The sequence below is a fragment of the Rheinheimera sp. A13L genome (assembly GCF_000217935.1).
Classification (GTDB): domain Bacteria; phylum Pseudomonadota; class Gammaproteobacteria; order Enterobacterales; family Alteromonadaceae; genus Pararheinheimera.
Genome location: NZ_AFHI01000023.1, coordinates 14,918 through 31,627, shown reverse-complemented (window position 1 = coordinate 31,627; position 16,710 = coordinate 14,918). Strand labels below are relative to the sequence as shown.

Here is a 16,710-nt window from a genome sequence, read left to right as displayed (position 1 = left end):
TTCAATAATCCTTTACGACTATTACAGCACTGCAGTAGCCTTCGCTTCCGACAGAAATTGCAATAAATCTTTGATAAGACGTGCTTTTTAGTTGATTTAAACCACAAAAGACTGCGCTTAGCAGGCCGGGGCAACCCATTTGATCCCGCCACTGACGCAGTGCAATCAGTTGACTATCAGGCCAACCAAGCTCTTGCTGCACTAGTCCGGCATCGGCGGCAGATATCACGTCAAGCAACAACAAATCTGTGGTTTGAACCACGGATACCATCTGGCGCAGCTCTGTTAGTAAATCCGGCAAGCTGAAACTGCCACAAAGTTGCTGAATAACACCCTGAACACTTTGCCCGGATGACAGAGAAGACAAAGGCTGTAATACACAGGCAATTGCAGCCACAGGGGGAGCGGCCAAAGACAACGCCTCACCAACTGACAATCTTTGCATCGCCATTAAGTCTTGTTGAGCTCCGGCGCAAACCACTAAAGCCTGCTTGCAATACAGCTGCTGCAAGTTAAATGCAGCCTCTTCAAGTGCTGTCGCTGCAGCAAGTTCGTCGCGAACCAACGCGGCACAATCCGCAGTTTGTTGCAGATGCAAACTGAGCAAACCAAGCAGGTTGTTATTGAGCATCTGAGTGACAACAAAAGGGCTGACGCGGGACGAGTGCCAGGCGTCAACAAAAGCCTGAGCTGCAGTGCCGGGCTTTGTATGACTGAAAGTGGCAATAAAGTCTTTCAAATGCGGATGCAAATAACCATATTGCGCCACATAAAGGCCAAGTTTGCTACGCGAAGCCTGATCCAAATCAGCCTGTTCAAGAGCAAGTTCCGCAGCTTGTATCGCGGCAGGTGTGGCATCTGACATATATCGTTTCAGTTTGCGACTGACCCTGTGCTCGTCGGCTCCGGTCAGACAAAGCCCACCAAATTGCCCGGTAAAGGCAGCAGAAGGGAACAATCCGCTATAGCCTGTAATGGCCAATGGAAATGCAGAATTCACGGGTAAACTCCAAATATGAGCGATGCGTTAATACCGCCAAAACCAAAAGAATTGGATAAGGCAAACTGATGGGGGAAATTCTCAGTCAACGTCCTTGCATAACGAAGCCGGCAGTCAGGATCTGCATTGCACAAGTTAATAGTTGGCGGGACACATTTTTCTCTCAGCGCCAGAATAGTAGCTATAGCCTCCGGTGCGCCTGCGGCTGCAATCCAGTGACCAATCACAGACTTGGTAGCGCTGACCAACAGATCAGAAGCTGCTGCGCCAAACACCTGTTCAATTGCTTTGCTCTCAACAACATCATTTAACGGGGTGGAAGTTCCGTGTGCATTAATATGCCCAATCTGATAGGGCTCTAGTCCTGCATCAGCAATAGCAGCCTGCATTGCTGCAACTGCGCCAGTGCCTTCAGGATGAGGGGCTGTTACTTTGTAGGCGTCAAGCGAACTACCATAACCAACCAGTTCTGCGTAAATAGTTGCGCCACGGGCTTTAGCGTGTTGTTCACTTTCAAGTACCAGCATGGCGGCACCTTCGCCTGCGACCAATCCGGAGCGGTCCTGATCAAAAGGACGGCATAAGTTGTTGCCAAAACGCTGACTTGTACTGCAGGCCCCCAGTGATACCAACGCACTATTGGTTCTTATATTCAGAACAGAGTCGCCGCCACCGGCCAGCATCAGATCGGCTTCACCACGTTGTATCGCTTTGTAAGCGAGGCCAATAGCTTGAGTCGCACCAGCACAAGCTCCACTGATATTGAGTACAGGTCCTTCAAGTTCGTACTGACTTGCAATTGCTGTTGCCAACAAGTCATTACCACAACGGAAACCACCCATTTTATTTACCAGTTGATGGCGCTGTTGTAACAAGACGAGAGCAGCTTGTGGGCTGTTGACACTGACAAGAGCAGCCAGAGTCTGATCATCAGCTTCAGGGACACCACTACAAACGCTGACGCCCCAACGGGCTGAATTCTGCTTGGTGAGCCCTGCGTCAGCTACAGCATTTTCAGCCGCAATAAGACCAAAAATACTGCGTCTTTCTACACTGTAATCTGCCGGAAAATAACCAGGGAATTGCTGTTGCAATGGATCTATAGCAATAGCAGCAGCATAACGTACCGGGTAATTCGACACCCCTTCAGGTTGCCAGTTGCTGATGGCCCCTTGTCCTTTTTTAACTGCCGACCAAAAAGGTGTAACTCCTACCCCATAAGGGCTAACTACCCCAAGACCTGTGATGACCACTTTTTGCTTCATGGCTGTTTTCCTGTCAGTAAATAACTGAATTGCTGACTGGGTCCCAGCGTTAACACCAGCACTGCGTCAAGCCCTTCTGCATCAGGCCCAGCGACATTGTCTTGCAGCAGCTCTAACGCCAGATTGACGGCAGCGGCACAACTGGCGGCACCGATAAAACCACAGCCGTCTTCGATAAAAATCAGTTCGGCTGCACCTGCCACGTTCTGCAGTTGCAACTTGATTTGTTGCTGATCCGGCATACCACCAGAAATAATGATCTGCATAAGCCGGTGCTTTGGCCATTCAGTCAAATGCAGAGCAAGCTGACGGATCAGCGCAGTCCAGTCGCCTCCACTTCCCCGTCTGCCGCGGTAGCGCGCGAGCAGTCTGTTAGCCGAAGGCTGATGGCTCATGACAAAAAAAGCAGCTGCCTCTGTTAACCAGAGTTTGCTAAAACTTCGCCAGTACGTCTCATTGGCTAACAGGTACCAAGGGGTGATTTTGTGAGCGCCCCCCCCAACTAACGCAAGCTCAATGCGCTGTTCAGCCAGATCATAAGAAGCCTCTATAGCGGCATTGGCACCACCATCCTGCAAATGTGAAAAGCAGCAATTCTGGCCGGTGATTTGACACATTTGTGAGATGTGGCTGGTGGCTGTTGTATTCAGCAGGATAAGTCCGACCATCGGATTATTGTGTGTCAGCTTGTGGTCACTGAGATCCTGAGTGGTACAGCTGGCTAAAAACGCTTGCTCATCCGCTTCATCACAATCGACAGTACCAAGCCCGATATACAGCCCTTTGGTTTCAGCACCAGAAAACAAGGGCGTCAGTGCGTCTTTGGTTCTGACGGCTGTATTAATCAACCAGCGGGACTGGCGCTCGGTGGTTTTTTTGACACTACGGTCGGGCGCCAGATCGGACATATCAACATCACCAAGATAGCTGCCATGACACTCAAGATCCAAGGCACTGCCCGCCGGTACAGCAGTGCTGACCAGCTGCGTTGCGCCAGACAGAAGCTGGCGCAAGTCTGCCTGACCAGGCAGTAAAGTAAGCCCGCGATGCAGGTAAATAGGTTGGAGCACTGTGATTCGCCTCTGAAGTAGTGGTTAAGCCTTTGAAATCACCAGACTGGCGTTCTGACCGCCGAAGCCAAACGAATTACTGAGAATATGAGTCAGTTGTTGCGGGCGGGATTGCCGGACTATGTTCAGCTCTGCTTCCTGCGGACCCGGGCACTGATAGTTCAAGGTGGGTAACAGTTGCTGCTGACGCAGTGACAAAACACTGAGTACAGCTTCAATAGCACCACTTCCGGATAATGAATGCCCCAGCGCACCTTTGGTTGATGTCACAGGACAATGAGCGCCGAACAAATCACGAATGGCCAGTCCCTCAGCGGAGTCATTACTTTTGGTGCCGGTGCCATGCGCATTCACATGGTCAATTTGCGCCGCGATAAGACCTGCATCTGATAAAGCTGCCTGCATGGACTGCAAATACAAAGAACCATCCGGCGCAGTACTGGTCATTTTGTATGACTCAGAACTGCGACTGCCGCCACTGATACGTGCCAATACTGGCGCGCCTCTGAGTCTTGCATGTGATTCTTCTTCCAGGATCAGAAAGGCTGCGCCATCAGCAAGTACAGTGCCACTGCGGTCCCTGTCAAAAGGTCTGCACATAGTATCGGCTGTCGTATCCGGACTGCTTAAGGCGCCCAAATGCTTGAACACCAGATTCCATAACGGCTGAGATCCTTCGTCGGCTGCCCCACAAATTGCCACATCAAGGCTACCGGCACGTATCCGCCGCAGGCCAGACAAGATGTTAGTGGCGCCCGCAGCACAAGCATCGGCCACAGCCTGAACCTGTCCAAGCAGCCCAATCGCGCGGGCAAATACAGGTAACACATGGTCAGGTCGGAATTGGCTGAATTCTGCTTCTGATAACGGCGCAACATTTAACTGCTGCAAAGTTTCGTTATAACCTTGCCAAAAGTTGAACAACAGCTCAGGTGATATCAGCGATTTGTGGACGCCATAAAACAAACCACAGCGTTTGGCTAACAAAGGCACATCAATACCGGAACTTTTCACAGCATAGGTTAATGCATGGAAGGCCATAGTGCCGCTGACACTCAGCTCTGCCGCCACAGCAGGGTATAACGCGTGCAATGTAGCAATTTCATCTCTGGACACAGCACAGGTCGCGACATTTTTGACTCCCAATGCCGCCATTTTTTCATCAAAATTGATAAAAGACTGACCTTGGGCCAACTGACTAAACAACTGTTGTGGTTCAGAGCAGCCCGGCACACAGACCCCCACACCAGTAACAACAACTTGACGCATCCCATTTATCCTTTGCTAATCAAACTGTTTCAGCCAGATAATCGGCAGCAAACTCAGTAACAAAGTCACTCAGGGCTAAATCGCCATTTTTCGTCGGATGAGACGCGACAAAGCAACAAAGTTCATACCAGTTTCTGACACTGGTTGCAGCCAGCACCATAGCCGCGCTTGCACCGACTTTGGCCACCTCGGCTGTATACAAATTTGGACCATTTTGTAACATACGAGCCCCAAGTTCAGTCAGCCGAAAGTTTTGCAGTACAGGAAGATCTGGCGCCAGTTCTGCAACTATCCCCAGTACTGTTTTGGTTGGCATTTTGATACCAAAAGCTTTACCTAATGAAAATGCGACATCGACAATATCCAGTGAATCAGCCCCTAAATCATCCAATAAAGCAGCGTCCAGACCGACGTCATCAATATCCATCTCCAATACGTCCGCCACGATCTCAAGCACCTTACTTTCTTCAACTGTACTCATGTCATTTCATCCTTTGTCGTAATTTTCAGGGTAAGCGACGCACAAACAGTTGGTTTGTAGGTCATGTGACCTTATTATTTAAACACCCCCGAAGGATGTCAACAAATAATTTACTTTTATTTTTCATTAAGGTCTTTTGACCTAGAAGGGATGACACTGGATTGGCAAGTGATTAATCAAAGGAGATCGAAGGAGTTATCACGTTTATGTCGATAAAAGTCTGGAGTTCGCAGCTGTATTTAACATGTGCCTGATTCAGGTCTTGGATCAGGCAGGTAAAGGCTTTAGCCAGACTATTTTTTATAAAACTAAGATTGTTTACAGTCCAATTTGATCCGAAAGGCAAACCGCAAAATTACCTGCAAAAAGAAGTTTGGTATATTGGCGAAACCTTGCCATGTTTCATTGACGCAATATCAGATAAAAGGGTACAGCAGTGGTCAGAACAAACAACCAACAACGGATACTTGAATATGCATTGGATTTACTTGCAGAACATGGCAGTCACGGGCTGACCATGCGAAAGGTGGCTGACCGTTCAGGGATTAGCCTCGGTAATTTGCAATATTATTATAAAGATCGAGAAAAGCTGCTGATGGCAATGATTGATATGTACCTCAATAAATGCATGACAATTATTGAGATGGAGTTCTTTCGCCATCTGGCAGAAAAACCGGAAATACAGTTACCAGACTTGCAAAAATTTATCGCCAGTTTAATTCACAGTGAGGAACTGTCTGAGTGGTGTCGCATTTTCCGTGAGTTCTGGGCCTTATCAAGTCGCAGCTTGCCGATAAAAAATCATCTTGATTATTATTATCTGCAAAGTGCCACAAAGTTAAGCCAGATCTTTGCAAAATTGACAGAGGACTCTGCCAAAATCCGCCGTATTGAATTATTACTCATACCTTTTATTGAGGGTTACTCAATCACTTCAGATGCGTTACAAGCTTCTGCCGAACAAACCAGTCAGTTTATTTCTACAATTATCTGGTTGATCTTAAAAGAAGATCTGGCAGCAGACTGCATCATCACGCCCCGCAGCGAACCGTTAATCCCTGGCTGATATTGCCATAATCGATGGCTCAGTTGTGACAGGCAGAGCCAGAAAGTGCGGTGAAATGCGGTAATAGCTATGTCCGCACCAACTGCGCCCTGAAGAAGGTAACTTTATCCTTCACCAAAGGTTTCATTGGCGGCCGCTATCAAGCTGGCTGTTTACTCTGGCTAAGTTTAAATCCTTGGTCTGTGGCGGCATAGTGATTATCACCACATAAGAGCTTTGGCATACCGCATATGTCGATAAATATCTGGATCCCGGACTTAAAAAAATGCCCGGCTGATAAGGCCGGGCCAGAACGTGGTCTTTGGATGGGCAAAGACTTCGGAGTCTGACAACAACAGCAGAACAGTTGTTGTCATAGGGTCACAACATGTAACACAACTATTATCCGCCTACGAAATCAAGGTGCCTTCCTGGCAGGGTGCAGACTTCCCACTTGATTGCATATTTTGCAAATGATAACCGTTCGTATTACGCAATTAATCATAACAGCTTTCTTCAGCACTGCAACTGTTTTTTTACATTTAATTTTCGGCTAAGGAAAAAGGTTACAAAGCCCGGAGTAACAAATGCTGATAACGCCCTATAGAGGCATAAGGTTCTTGTCTGTTGTATTGCAGTTCCACCTGCAGCAACTTATCAAATTCTGTCTCCTGCTCAGAGCGGTCGCGCAGATAATCATGGAAACAGCGCACTCCGGTTTTACCTTCAATGGCAAAACCAGCCTCTTTGCACCAGCGATACACCTCTTCCGGTTGCAGTGGGTTTTGCGGGCTTAAACTGACTTTTTTCTTAAACGCCAAATCGCGCAGCACATAGTTAAAATTGCCATAAATAATATTGCTCAGGCGTTTAGCGTCTTTATTGTAAAACATCAGCGACACCAGCCCGCCTTTTTGCACTAAAGCACGCAGTTGCCTGATGGCCTCTGCCGGTTCATGCAACCATTCCAACACCGCATGACATAACACCACAGGAAACGGCTGCCAGTCTTGCTCCGACAACTGCTGCAAGGCCAGAGCATGGCATTGGATCTTTGCTTCTATTCCGCGCTCTCTGGCATCCTGTAACGCCATATCCAGCATATCCTGCGACAGGTCAGTTAACGTCACCTGATGGCCTTGTGCTGCTAAAGCCAGCGCCAGTTGGCCCTGCCCTGCGCCTACATCCAGAATACGGCTGGGCTGCTGTAAATCGGCACATTGTGCAAAGTCACGCAACAGCACAGCCTGGCGCAAGCGGCCTTTAGTCGTCTGGTAAATATTTTTCTGAAACTTGCCCGCTATGCCATCAAAACTGCGGTCCTGCTGCTTTTTAGTCACTGTTTATACTCACTTGGAAAAACTCTTAAGCCGGATTGTCGATATCAATAAATTCACAGACCACACCGGTTTTCTGCTGCACAAATTCAGCCAAAGCTTTGATGCCATAACGCTCAGTGGCATGATGACCTGCGGCAATAAAGTCGATACCCAGCTCGCGGGAGCTATGAATAGTTTGTTCCGACACTTCACCGCTGATAAAAACTTCTGCACCGGCAGTATAAGCCTGATCAATATAAGACTGGCCACCGCCCGTGCACCAGGCCAGTTCTGTTATTGGTTTATCCAGCACTGCATGCAGCAGCGGAGCACGATTGAGCTCATAATGCAACCGATCTGCAATCTGCTGACTGGTCATCGCCTTAGCTAAAGAGCCTCGCATCAAGACGCCTGCCGGGCTGACGCCGGGCACAGCCTGCCACTGGGTTAAGCCCAGCTTTAACGCCAGCTGGGCATTGTTACCAAGCAGCGGGTGCACATCCAGCGGCAGATGGTAAGCAATCAGGCTGATGTCGTGTTTTAACAGGCTTTGTAAGCGGCGTTTTTTGATGCCGGTGATCACATAGTCTTCGTTTTTCCAAAAATAACCGTGGTGCACCATTATGGCATCAGCACCAGCTGCTACAGCCGCATCCAGCAAAGCCTGGGAAGCCGTCACACCAGCCACTATTTTTTTAATCTGGTTTTTACCCTCTACCTGTAAACCATTGGGGCAATAGTCTTTGATCAGGCTACTTTGTAGTTCCTGATCCAAGAGTTGAACTAAAGCCTGACGGCTGATTTCACTCATCTGTTGTCTCCTGTGCAAGGCTGTGTTTCAGCTCTGCCAATTTAGTTTTTGCTTCAATCCACTGCGCCATAAATTGCGTGCTGCGATGCTGATGATGTCTGAGCATAGCGCCAGTGAAGTTCATTAATCTGCGCTGTGACAGCTGTTGCTGCACATCTATCAGTTGCTGCCAGACCCTGGGCTGATGTTGATCTTGTGCAAAACGCTCCGCCAGAATGCGGAAGCCTTGTTGCTGCTTTTGCTGCCATAAAGCCTGATCCTGATACAAAAGCACAGCGGCTTCTGCGATTTGTTCAGCAGTTTCGCCAATAAGTCCAGCCCATAGCCCCTGATGCACCATGCCTTCAGCGCCTATGGCCGTGGTGACATTGGGAGTGCCCTGCACCATGGCATCAATAAATTTGCCTTTAAGGCCAGCACCAAAAGCCAAAGGGGCCACTAACACCCGGCCATTTTTAACCACTTCAGCTGCGCTTTCAGCCCAGCCTTTGACCAGAAACCCCTCTTTGGGCTGATGAAGCTGAGTGGCTTTAGGCGGCGGATAAGCGCCGTAAATATGCAGTTCGGCTTTGGGCAGTTGCTTGCGGATCAAAGGCCAGATCTGCTGCTTGAGCCAGAGCACAGCCTGCCAGTTTGGTTCATGCCGAAAATTACCAATAGAGACAAAATGCTGGCGCTGCTCAAACAGCGGTAAATCAGCAAGGAGTTCAGCTTCGGTTTGAGTTTCAAGCCAAAACGGGCTGTAACACAGCAGATCTTCCGGTACCTTAAAGTGTTCGGTCAGCAGCTGCATTTCGGCTTCTGAAATAATTAACGTCAGATCAGAGCGGTAAATAGCAGCTATTTCACGCTGCGCCTGTTCGCTGTGTAAATCATCCAGTGTCACAGCCCTGCCCGCTTTAAACGCCTGCTGACGGGCTAAACGTAAAAAGTGCAGATCTTCAGTATCTAACAACCGCAGCGCATCAGGGCATTGCTGTTCAACACGCCAGCCAAACTGCTCTTCAAGCATAAAACGGTCAAACATCACCATATCGGGCTGCCACTGTTTTAATTGCTCATCAAAGCTGCTGTCGTTTAACTGGATCTGCTGTTCGGCAATTTGCCACTGACTTAAATCAAAACGGTGTGGGCTTTTTTCCGCCGGACTTGCAAAAATAACAGTCCAGTTTTGCTCGCGGAACATCGCCAGCAAAGACAACATCCGACTGCCGGCAGCGGAAGAATTAGGTTCAGGCCAGACATAACCGACCACAAGAAGCACAGACATAAAAGACTACTGTTCAGTATAAAAAACAAAGGTCGTTAGTTTACCTCTATCTGTCGAAAATAACGAATCAGGCTGGTTGCTTTTATCCAGCCAGTGTTAACATGATGTTTTCAACCACTCAGAACACTATACCGAAGATGAAAGCAGCCACCAGTTACAGTGCATCAGAAGAATTAAGCCATGCCATCAGCCATGGTTTAGGGGTGTTAGCCAGCATCATTGGCTTGTATCTGATGCTGCAGCAAAGTGCTGATACCGATTTCTGGCGGCAATTAAGCAGTTGGGTCTTTGGCCTGAGTTTAATTTTATTGTACGGCAGCTCTACGTTGTATCATGCCATTGATAACCTGCAGCATAAGCTGTGGCTGAGAAAACTGGATCATTCGGCCATTTTTATTTTAATTGCCGGCACCTATACCCCTTTTACGCTGGTGAGTTTAAGAGACAACTGGGGCTGGTGGTTATTTGCCTTAGTCTGGAGTATTGCGCTGGCTGGCGTGCTGTTAAAACTCTTTACCGGCGCTAAATATCAGAAGTTATCTTTAGCCATGTACCTGATGATGGGCTGGATAGTGATAGTCGCTATCAACCCTATGCTAACCCATGTACCAGCAGCAGGCATGTGGTGGTTATTGGCAGGTGGTTTATTTTATTCAGGTGGCGTGCTGTTTTATGTGCAAAAAACTTTGTTTATGCATCATTTGATCTGGCACTTGTTTGTACTGGCCGGCAGCCTTTGCCATTTTCTGGCTGTGTATTGTTATGTATTACCGCTGTCAGTGGCTGCTTAAACAACCTCTGAATGCCCTTCTTGCGTCAGCGGTAATTCAAACCAAAACAAAGCGCCTTGTTCTGGTTCACTGTCAAAACCAATAGTGCCATGATGAGCCGCAATAATAGTTTTGCAGATATTTAAACCAAGCCCTGTGCCTTCAGTTTTGCGACTGCTGGAGCCATCAGCCTGAGAAAACTTTTCAAAAACACGGTTACGGAAATTATCAGGGATACCACAGCCCTGATCCTGCACTGCAAAACGCATAAAACCAGCTTTTTGGCTTAACTGCACCATCACTGTCTGGCCTGAGCTGGAAAATTTAATGGCATTAGACAATAAATTATCCACCACTTGCCTTACTCTGGTTGGATCGGCCAGCACTTTAGATTCTGCAAGTTGAGTCTGAAAACTCACCTGATATTTGGCAGCATAAGGCGCAATGCTGTCCAGCGCCTGAAGTACAAGCTGTTTCATATCTATCACTTCAAAAGACAAACTAAAGTTACCGGATTCAAACTTTTGCAAATCCAATAAGTCGTTAATCAGCTGCGATAATCGTTCACTATTCCCCAAAGCGGTGCTCAGCAATTGCTGGTAATGCCCTGAATTCTGGTCCACAGCTTTACTGGCAAGTAATCCGACCGCGCCACGAATAGAAGTTAAAGGTGTACGAAGTTCATGGCTGACAGTGGAGATAAATTCATCTTTTAAGTTATTCAGCCGTTTAAGTTCTTTGTTATTTTCGGCCAGTTGCGACAAACTAAGCTCCAGCTGTCGTGAACGCAGAGACAAAGTTGCGGTGCTGTCCTGCAGCGCTTTAGTGCGTTCTTCTACCATTGCCTCCAGCACCGTTTGAGTTGTGGCTCTTTCCTGTACCGACTGTTGCAGCAGCTTGTTAATTTGGCGCATATGCCTCAGCCTGTAGCCATGGCCAGCCAACAGCAATAGCATTAAAAGCAGTGCAAGGCCTGTGATCACCCAGCCGCGCTGCCACCATAAAGGCAAAACTTCGATATTCAGCGTCTGAGCTTTCTCGGTAAATAAGCCATGCTGGTTTGAACCCAGCACTTTAAACTTATAGCTGCCGGGCTCTAACTGGCTGTAATTTACTTTGGTGTAGCCGGTATTGTGTTGCCAGCTGTTATCCACCCCTTCGAGCTGATAAATAAACTGATTCCGTTTAGGGTCGTGGAAATCAAGACTGGCCAGCTCCAGACTAATGTTTTCACCGGGTTTTAATTCAATATGAGACCAGGGGCCCTGCATCAAGCCGGGTTTAAGTTTCTTTTGATCAATCCAGATAGCGGAAATGCGGGTATTGGCTTGATGATGATTCAGCCAGAGCCTTTCGGCGTTGACTATAGCTAAACCTCCGGCAGTCCCCAGGTACAAGTTGTCACGTTTTGATACAGAAAATGCTTTAAAAATCATTTCCTTACTATTAAGACCATCTTGTTCTGTGAAAGTCGTTAAACGCTCTTGCCGGTAAGGTTTTAAGGTTAAACCATAGGCCGATAACAACCAGATATTGTTTTGTTTATCTGTGTAGGCCCCCAGTAATTCAGTGCCCGGCAGTTTGACTGCGTCCACCAGTACCGACACTATGCGGTTTTGCAGATCCAGACTTAATAAGCCACTTCTGCTACAGATCAACACCGTATTATCCGGACCAGGTGCTATGCATTGAATATCTAAAGCTTGCTGAACAGGCAACCACTCAGCCAAAGCCTGTAATTGCCCTGTGCCTGGGTTCAATACAAAAGCGCCTGAGTAGCGGGTGCCCAGCCAGAGTTGCCCCTGAATGTGCTGCACCACCTGCACAGCATCCCCTACTTTCTGCTGCGCCATATCCTGCAACCATTGCTGATGATTGCCTGCGGGGTCCCAGCGCATCAGGCCGTTTTGCCATAAGCCCAGCCATAAACTGCCGTCTGGCAAGCTGATCAGATCCCGCACATTTTGCCACAGAGTGCTATTGGGACTTTGCCCTGAATCAAGCTGCACCAGTTGTTGCTTTTTCTCATCAAACTGCCATAAACCATTGTCCAGACCAAGGTAGAGTTCTCCCTGACTGGTTCTGGTGATCGCATTCACCCGGGCAGACATGGCAAAAGATGCAACAGCACCTGTACTGCGGTTGATCTGATGAAATTGGTCTGCTGTGCCCAACCATAAAAAATCATCTTCCACTTTGACAGCAGTGAGCTGTTTAGTGGCCAAAGTGGCTGCTTGTTCGCCCCATTGTGTCAGATCAGTAAAAGCAGACGGCTGATGCCTGCCGTAAAATAAACCTTTTTCTCTGCTGCCAACCCATAACAAGCCGCTGCGATCGACCAACAAAGAACGCACATTGATACCGGGTAACAGCTGACGGTGATCGCCAAAAGCTTCAAACTGACCCGTGATTAGAGATAATTTGTAGACACCATCAAAAGTCCCTACCAGCATATTGCCTTGTTGATCGCTGACCAACACATTGATGATAGGACTGACTGCATCATCATAAAAAGGCACTGCACGAAATTCGGAAGAAGCTGGGTCAAATTGAAACAAAGCGCTGCGCCCGCCAACCCAGAGCTGATTGCCATGAGCAAACAAAGTACGCATTTCATTGTTGACGTTGTGTGGACCAAATACCTGATAGGCAGCACTGAGCCCATCTTGTGCTGTCCATTGATGCAAACCGTTACTGGTGGCAATCCAGACTGTGCCATCATCGCTTTGTTCCAGTGCCCAGATCCGCTGATGAACAAGAGGCTGAGCACTGTCTGCTGCACCTATAGTTTGAACTGTGCCGTCGGCTAATAAGCGCTGCAGTCCCTTGTTTGTGCCAATCCATAAAGCGCCGGATTTGTCCATCAACAAGCTTTGAATGTAATTGCTGACTAAAGGCAAAGCGCTGTCTGGCCGGTCAGAATAATGAGTGATCTCGCCGGTCTGGATAGCCACTTTGCTCAGCCCCATGCCCCAACTGCCTACCCAGAGTTGCTGTTGTTGATCGATCAACAAGGCATCAATATCTGGCACCAGCATATTCTCACTGACAGAGGCCGGTAATATGTCAAAAGCTTCCAGTTCATAGCCGTTGTAACGCAATAAACCTGTGTTGGTTGACCCCAGCCAGATATAACCATCATCATCCTGTACTATTTTATAGATGCTGGCATTGGGCAAGCCATCATCCACGCTGATACGGGTAAAAAGAGCGTTAGCAGACAGCATAAAGCTGCAACTCAATAGCCACAGAAACAGAACATAATGACAGTGCCTGAACCTCATCAATTCAGGCCTCCAGAGTTAAAAAAAGCAGGCAGCGCATAGTGCAATTTCAACATGTGCGGAGGATCAATAGCAAATAGGTGTAAACAAACAATACCATAGCACGGGATCCTTGCCAGAGCCTGAACCGGAAAAAATGCAGTTGTGCTTTATCTCGCAGTTGCAATGCCATAAAATCGGCCCCATTAACAAATCCATTGAATACATCACTGAATACAAAATGCCGGAGTAATGCATGTCCACTATAAAACACAGCCGTTTATTGATTTTAGGTTCAGGCCCTGCGGGCTACACTGCGGCTGTTTATGCTGCGCGCGCCAATTTAAATCCGGTGTTGCTGACCGGTATGCAGGCGGGCGGCCAATTAACGACCACTACTGAAGTAGAAAACTGGCCAGGCGACCCACATGGTTTAACAGGACCTGCATTAATGGACCGCATGAAAGCTCATGCTGAAACCTTTAACACTGAAATTCTGTTTGATCATATCCACACAGTCGATTTCCAGCAGCGTCCATTTATTCTGACAGGTGACAATGGTCAGTACAGCTGTGATGCGCTGATTATCGCCACTGGCGCTTCTGCCAAGTACTTAGGCCTGCCTTCAGAAGAAACCTACAACGGCCGTGGCGTGTCAGCCTGCGCGACCTGTGACGGTTTCTTTTACCGCAATCAAAAGGTTGCAGTGGTAGGTGGTGGTAATACGGCGGTAGAAGAAGCGCTGTATTTAGCCAATATAGCTTCAGAAGTGCATTTAGTGCACCGTCGCGATACCTTCAAAGCTGAAAAAATTCTGGTGGACCGTTTAATGGCGAAAGTCGCTGCAGGCAACATTATTCTGCATACCCACCGTGAGCTGGAAGAAATTCTGGGCGACGATATGGGCGTAAACGGCATGCGTTTAAAATCAACCAATGGCCAGCCAACTGAAGATGTAGCTGTAGCCGGCGTATTTATTGCTATTGGTCATAAACCAAATACCGACATCTTTGCCGGTCAACTGGAAATGAACGGCGGTTATCTGAAAGTGCAAAGTGGTACTGAAGGCAACGCCACTCAAACCAGTATTGAAGGTGTATTTGCCGCAGGTGATGTGTCTGATCATATCTACCGTCAGGCTATTACTTCAGCGGGCACAGGCTGTATGGCCGCTTTAGATGCAGAGCGTTATTTAGACGCTTTAGCTAAATAAAAGCTCTGAACTTTAAAGGGTAAATAGTGGTGATTTATTTGCCCGAATTGTCAAAAGCATCGCTTGAATTCCCTCCGGTCAGTCAGGCTCTGACTGAACCGGATGGTTTATTGGCGATGGGTGGTGACTTATCACCCGAACGTTTGCTTAAAGCCTATCAAAGTGGCATTTTCCCCTGGTTTAGCCCGGGCGATCCGCTGCTGTGGTGGAGTCCGTCACAACGCGCCATTTTTAAACCCGACGTATTAAAACCTAACCGTACTTTGCGTAAATTATTGCACCATTCCAGCTTTCAAATCAGTATCAACAAAGCTTTCCCTGCGGTGATCCGTGCCTGCAGTGCACCACGCGCTTCACAGCAAGGCACCTGGATAGTACCGGACATACAACAGGCTTACATCGCTTTGCATCAGCAAGGCCATGCACACAGTATTGAAGTCTGGACTGACGGAGAATTAGTGGGTGGTTGTTATGGCGTAATGGTTGGCCAGCTGTTTTGTGGTGAGTCTATGTTTAATACCTTACCTAATACCGCAAAAATTGCGTTGGCGGCTCTGCAACAGCATCTGTCATCCTTTGCGACAGGCTATATTGATTGTCAGATGATGAATCCTTTTTTACAGCAGTTAGGAGCAGAGCCTTTGTCACGCAGAACCTACCTGACCTTGCTGGCCAACCATAAAAGCCTGCTCTGCCCCGTTGATATCTGGCGTGTGCAGGATATTTTGTTGGAGCTCTGATATGTCAGGTTTAAAGCTTGGAGTGAGTCAGCAACAGCCATGCAATTACCTGCCGGACCGGCAGGAGCGCCTTTTATTTACTCTGCCGGACGAGCCCTTAGATGCAACTTTTTACCAGCAACTGCTGACACTGAATTTCAGACGCAGCGGTGAGCAAATTTATACCACCTACTGTGAGGGTTGCCAGCAATGTCAGTCGGTGCGGCTGGAAGCGACTGCATTTCAGTCGAACAGTAATCAACGCAGGGTCTGGAATAAAGCAAAACGCAGTGACTGGCGGTATCAGTTGGTTGCACACAAGGATATGGACCAGTGTGCAGAAAAATACTATGCCTTGTACCAGTCTTATATCGACACTAAACATGCGGACGGCTCGATGTCGCCGACCAGTCCGGAGCAAATGTCGTATTTATGGCAAGCTGACTGGCTGAAAATACAGTTTTTAGAACAATATACAGGCGATGAGCTAGTGGCAGTGACTGTAGTCGATACCACTGCCGATTCCTTTTCCGCTGTCTACACATTTTACCGGACTGGTCACGCTTTGGCCTTTGGCACCCTGGCTATTCTGGCGCTGATTGAACAAGCTAAACAAGAAAACATCCATTTTGTCTATCTGGGTTATTACATTCAGCACTGTCAAAAAATGAGCTACAAGGCAAAGTTTTTGCCACAACAACGCTTTATAGCCGGAGAATGGCTCTCATTTCGCTAAATCTGTCTATGTTGCTTTACTTATCCGCCCTTTTTCGGCAAAATCTGCGGCAGTTTTTTGAACTAATGAATTTTAATAAGAGGCTGGCACGCTGAATGGCGAAAGAAGACGTAATTGAAATGCAAGGGACTATCTTAGATACCCTGCCAAATACCATGTTTAAGGTCGAGTTAGAAAACGGCCACGTAGTTATTGCCCATATTTCAGGCAAAATGCGTAAAAACTACATTCGCATTTTGACAGGTGACAAAGTCACTGTTGAATTAACTCCTTACGATTTGACCAAAGGTCGCATCGTGTTCCGTCAACGTTAAGATTTGACGGAACCAGATAGCGCTAACGCTATTTGTTTTATGCTCTATAAGAAAAACCCGGCCAGGCCGGGTTTTTTCGTATTCAGTATATGTTGCTAAGTTTTATACCCAAGTAATTGCAGTTGCAGCGCGGCGGCAAGTGCACGAGCCCCCAGGAGCATAGTT

General features: G+C 47.8%; 15 protein-coding genes. 6 read left to right on the top strand and 9 right to left on the bottom strand.

Features of this window, described 5'->3' with window-relative positions; genetic code table 11:
• Window position 1: 1 nt before the first annotated feature.
• The 5 genes from RHEIN_RS12680 to RHEIN_RS20450 are packed head-to-tail and all read right to left on the bottom strand — an operon-like array spanning window position 2 to window position 5,085.
• A complete protein-coding gene (locus RHEIN_RS12680; RefSeq protein ID WP_008899370.1) occupies window positions 2-1,000 on the bottom strand; it encodes a hypothetical protein in 999 nt (332 codons plus the stop codon).
• The gene (locus RHEIN_RS12675) at window positions 997-2,265 is read right to left on the bottom strand and encodes a beta-ketoacyl-[acyl-carrier-protein] synthase family protein (protein ID WP_008899369.1); all 1,269 of its coding nucleotides are present in this window, start codon (window positions 2,263-2,265) and stop codon (window positions 997-999) included. The genes RHEIN_RS12680 and RHEIN_RS12675 overlap by 4 nt, the downstream gene beginning before the upstream one ends.
• Window positions 2,262-3,335, bottom strand: coding sequence for a beta-ketoacyl synthase (locus RHEIN_RS12670; RefSeq protein ID WP_008899368.1), 1,074 nt, complete (start codon window positions 3,333-3,335; stop codon window positions 2,262-2,264). The genes RHEIN_RS12675 and RHEIN_RS12670 overlap by 4 nt, the downstream gene beginning before the upstream one ends.
• A 24-nt stretch (window positions 3,336-3,359) precedes the next feature.
• Window positions 3,360-4,604 (bottom strand): beta-ketoacyl-[acyl-carrier-protein] synthase family protein, encoded by a 1,245-nt coding sequence (locus tag RHEIN_RS12665; protein WP_008899367.1) that lies wholly within the window; start codon window positions 4,602-4,604, stop codon window positions 3,360-3,362.
• 19 nt (window positions 4,605-4,623) lie between these two features.
• Window positions 4,624-5,085: an acyl carrier protein gene (locus RHEIN_RS20450; protein WP_008899366.1), complete on the bottom strand. Its 462-nt coding sequence runs from the start codon at window positions 5,083-5,085 to the stop codon at window positions 4,624-4,626.
• 436 nt (window positions 5,086-5,521) lie between these two features.
• On the opposite strand from RHEIN_RS20450, the gene RHEIN_RS12650 reads away from it, so the two are divergent.
• Window positions 5,522-6,151, top strand: coding sequence for a TetR/AcrR family transcriptional regulator (locus tag RHEIN_RS12650; protein ID WP_008899365.1), 630 nt, complete (start codon window positions 5,522-5,524; stop codon window positions 6,149-6,151).
• A gap of 545 nt (window positions 6,152-6,696) precedes the next feature.
• Here the strand turns inward: RHEIN_RS12650 and RHEIN_RS12645 are convergent.
• The 3 genes from RHEIN_RS12645 to RHEIN_RS12635 are packed head-to-tail and all read right to left on the bottom strand — an operon-like array spanning window position 6,697 to window position 9,530.
• Entirely contained in the window at window positions 6,697-7,470 is a 774-nt protein-coding gene (locus RHEIN_RS12645; protein WP_008899364.1) for a methyltransferase domain-containing protein, read from the bottom strand.
• Window positions 7,471-7,495: 25 nt separating this feature from the next.
• On the bottom strand, window positions 7,496-8,260 hold the full coding sequence (locus RHEIN_RS12640; RefSeq protein WP_008899363.1) for a Nif3-like dinuclear metal center hexameric protein: 765 nt from the start codon (window positions 8,258-8,260) through the stop codon (window positions 7,496-7,498).
• A complete protein-coding gene (locus RHEIN_RS12635) occupies window positions 8,253-9,530 on the bottom strand; it encodes a glycosyltransferase (RefSeq protein ID WP_008899362.1) in 1,278 nt (425 codons plus the stop codon). Before RHEIN_RS12635 ends, RHEIN_RS12640 begins: the two co-directional genes overlap by 8 nt.
• A gap of 101 nt (window positions 9,531-9,631) precedes the next feature.
• Here RHEIN_RS12635 and trhA point away from each other — a divergent pair, with 101 nt between their 5' ends.
• Window positions 9,632-10,321 carry a PAQR family membrane homeostasis protein TrhA gene (gene trhA / locus RHEIN_RS12630; RefSeq protein ID WP_237704363.1) on the top strand — a complete coding sequence of 230 codons (690 nt, stop codon included), beginning with the start codon at window positions 9,632-9,634 and terminating at the stop codon, window positions 10,319-10,321.
• Here the strand turns inward: trhA and RHEIN_RS12625 are convergent.
• Window positions 10,318-13,527, bottom strand: a complete 3,210-nt coding sequence (locus RHEIN_RS12625) for a sensor histidine kinase (protein WP_008899360.1) — start codon at window positions 13,525-13,527, stop codon at window positions 10,318-10,320. The genes trhA and RHEIN_RS12625 overlap by 4 nt on opposite strands.
• A 292-nt stretch (window positions 13,528-13,819) precedes the next feature.
• Here RHEIN_RS12625 and trxB point away from each other — a divergent pair, with 292 nt between their 5' ends.
• The 4 genes from trxB (at window position 13,820) to infA (ending at window position 16,545) form a co-directional block, all read left to right on the top strand.
• A complete protein-coding gene (gene trxB / locus RHEIN_RS12620; RefSeq protein WP_008899359.1) occupies window positions 13,820-14,776 on the top strand; it encodes a thioredoxin-disulfide reductase in 957 nt (318 codons plus the stop codon).
• A 26-nt stretch (window positions 14,777-14,802) separates the two neighbouring features.
• Window positions 14,803-15,516, top strand: coding sequence for a leucyl/phenylalanyl-tRNA--protein transferase (aat, locus tag RHEIN_RS12615; RefSeq protein ID WP_008899358.1), 714 nt, complete (start codon window positions 14,803-14,805; stop codon window positions 15,514-15,516).
• Between the two features lies 1 nt (window position 15,517).
• A complete protein-coding gene (locus RHEIN_RS12610) occupies window positions 15,518-16,231 on the top strand; it encodes an arginyltransferase (RefSeq protein ID WP_008899357.1) in 714 nt (237 codons plus the stop codon).
• Between the two features lie 95 nt (window positions 16,232-16,326).
• Window positions 16,327-16,545, top strand: coding sequence for a translation initiation factor IF-1 (gene infA / locus RHEIN_RS12605; protein WP_008610216.1), 219 nt, complete (start codon window positions 16,327-16,329; stop codon window positions 16,543-16,545).
• Window positions 16,546-16,710 lie beyond the last annotated feature (165 nt).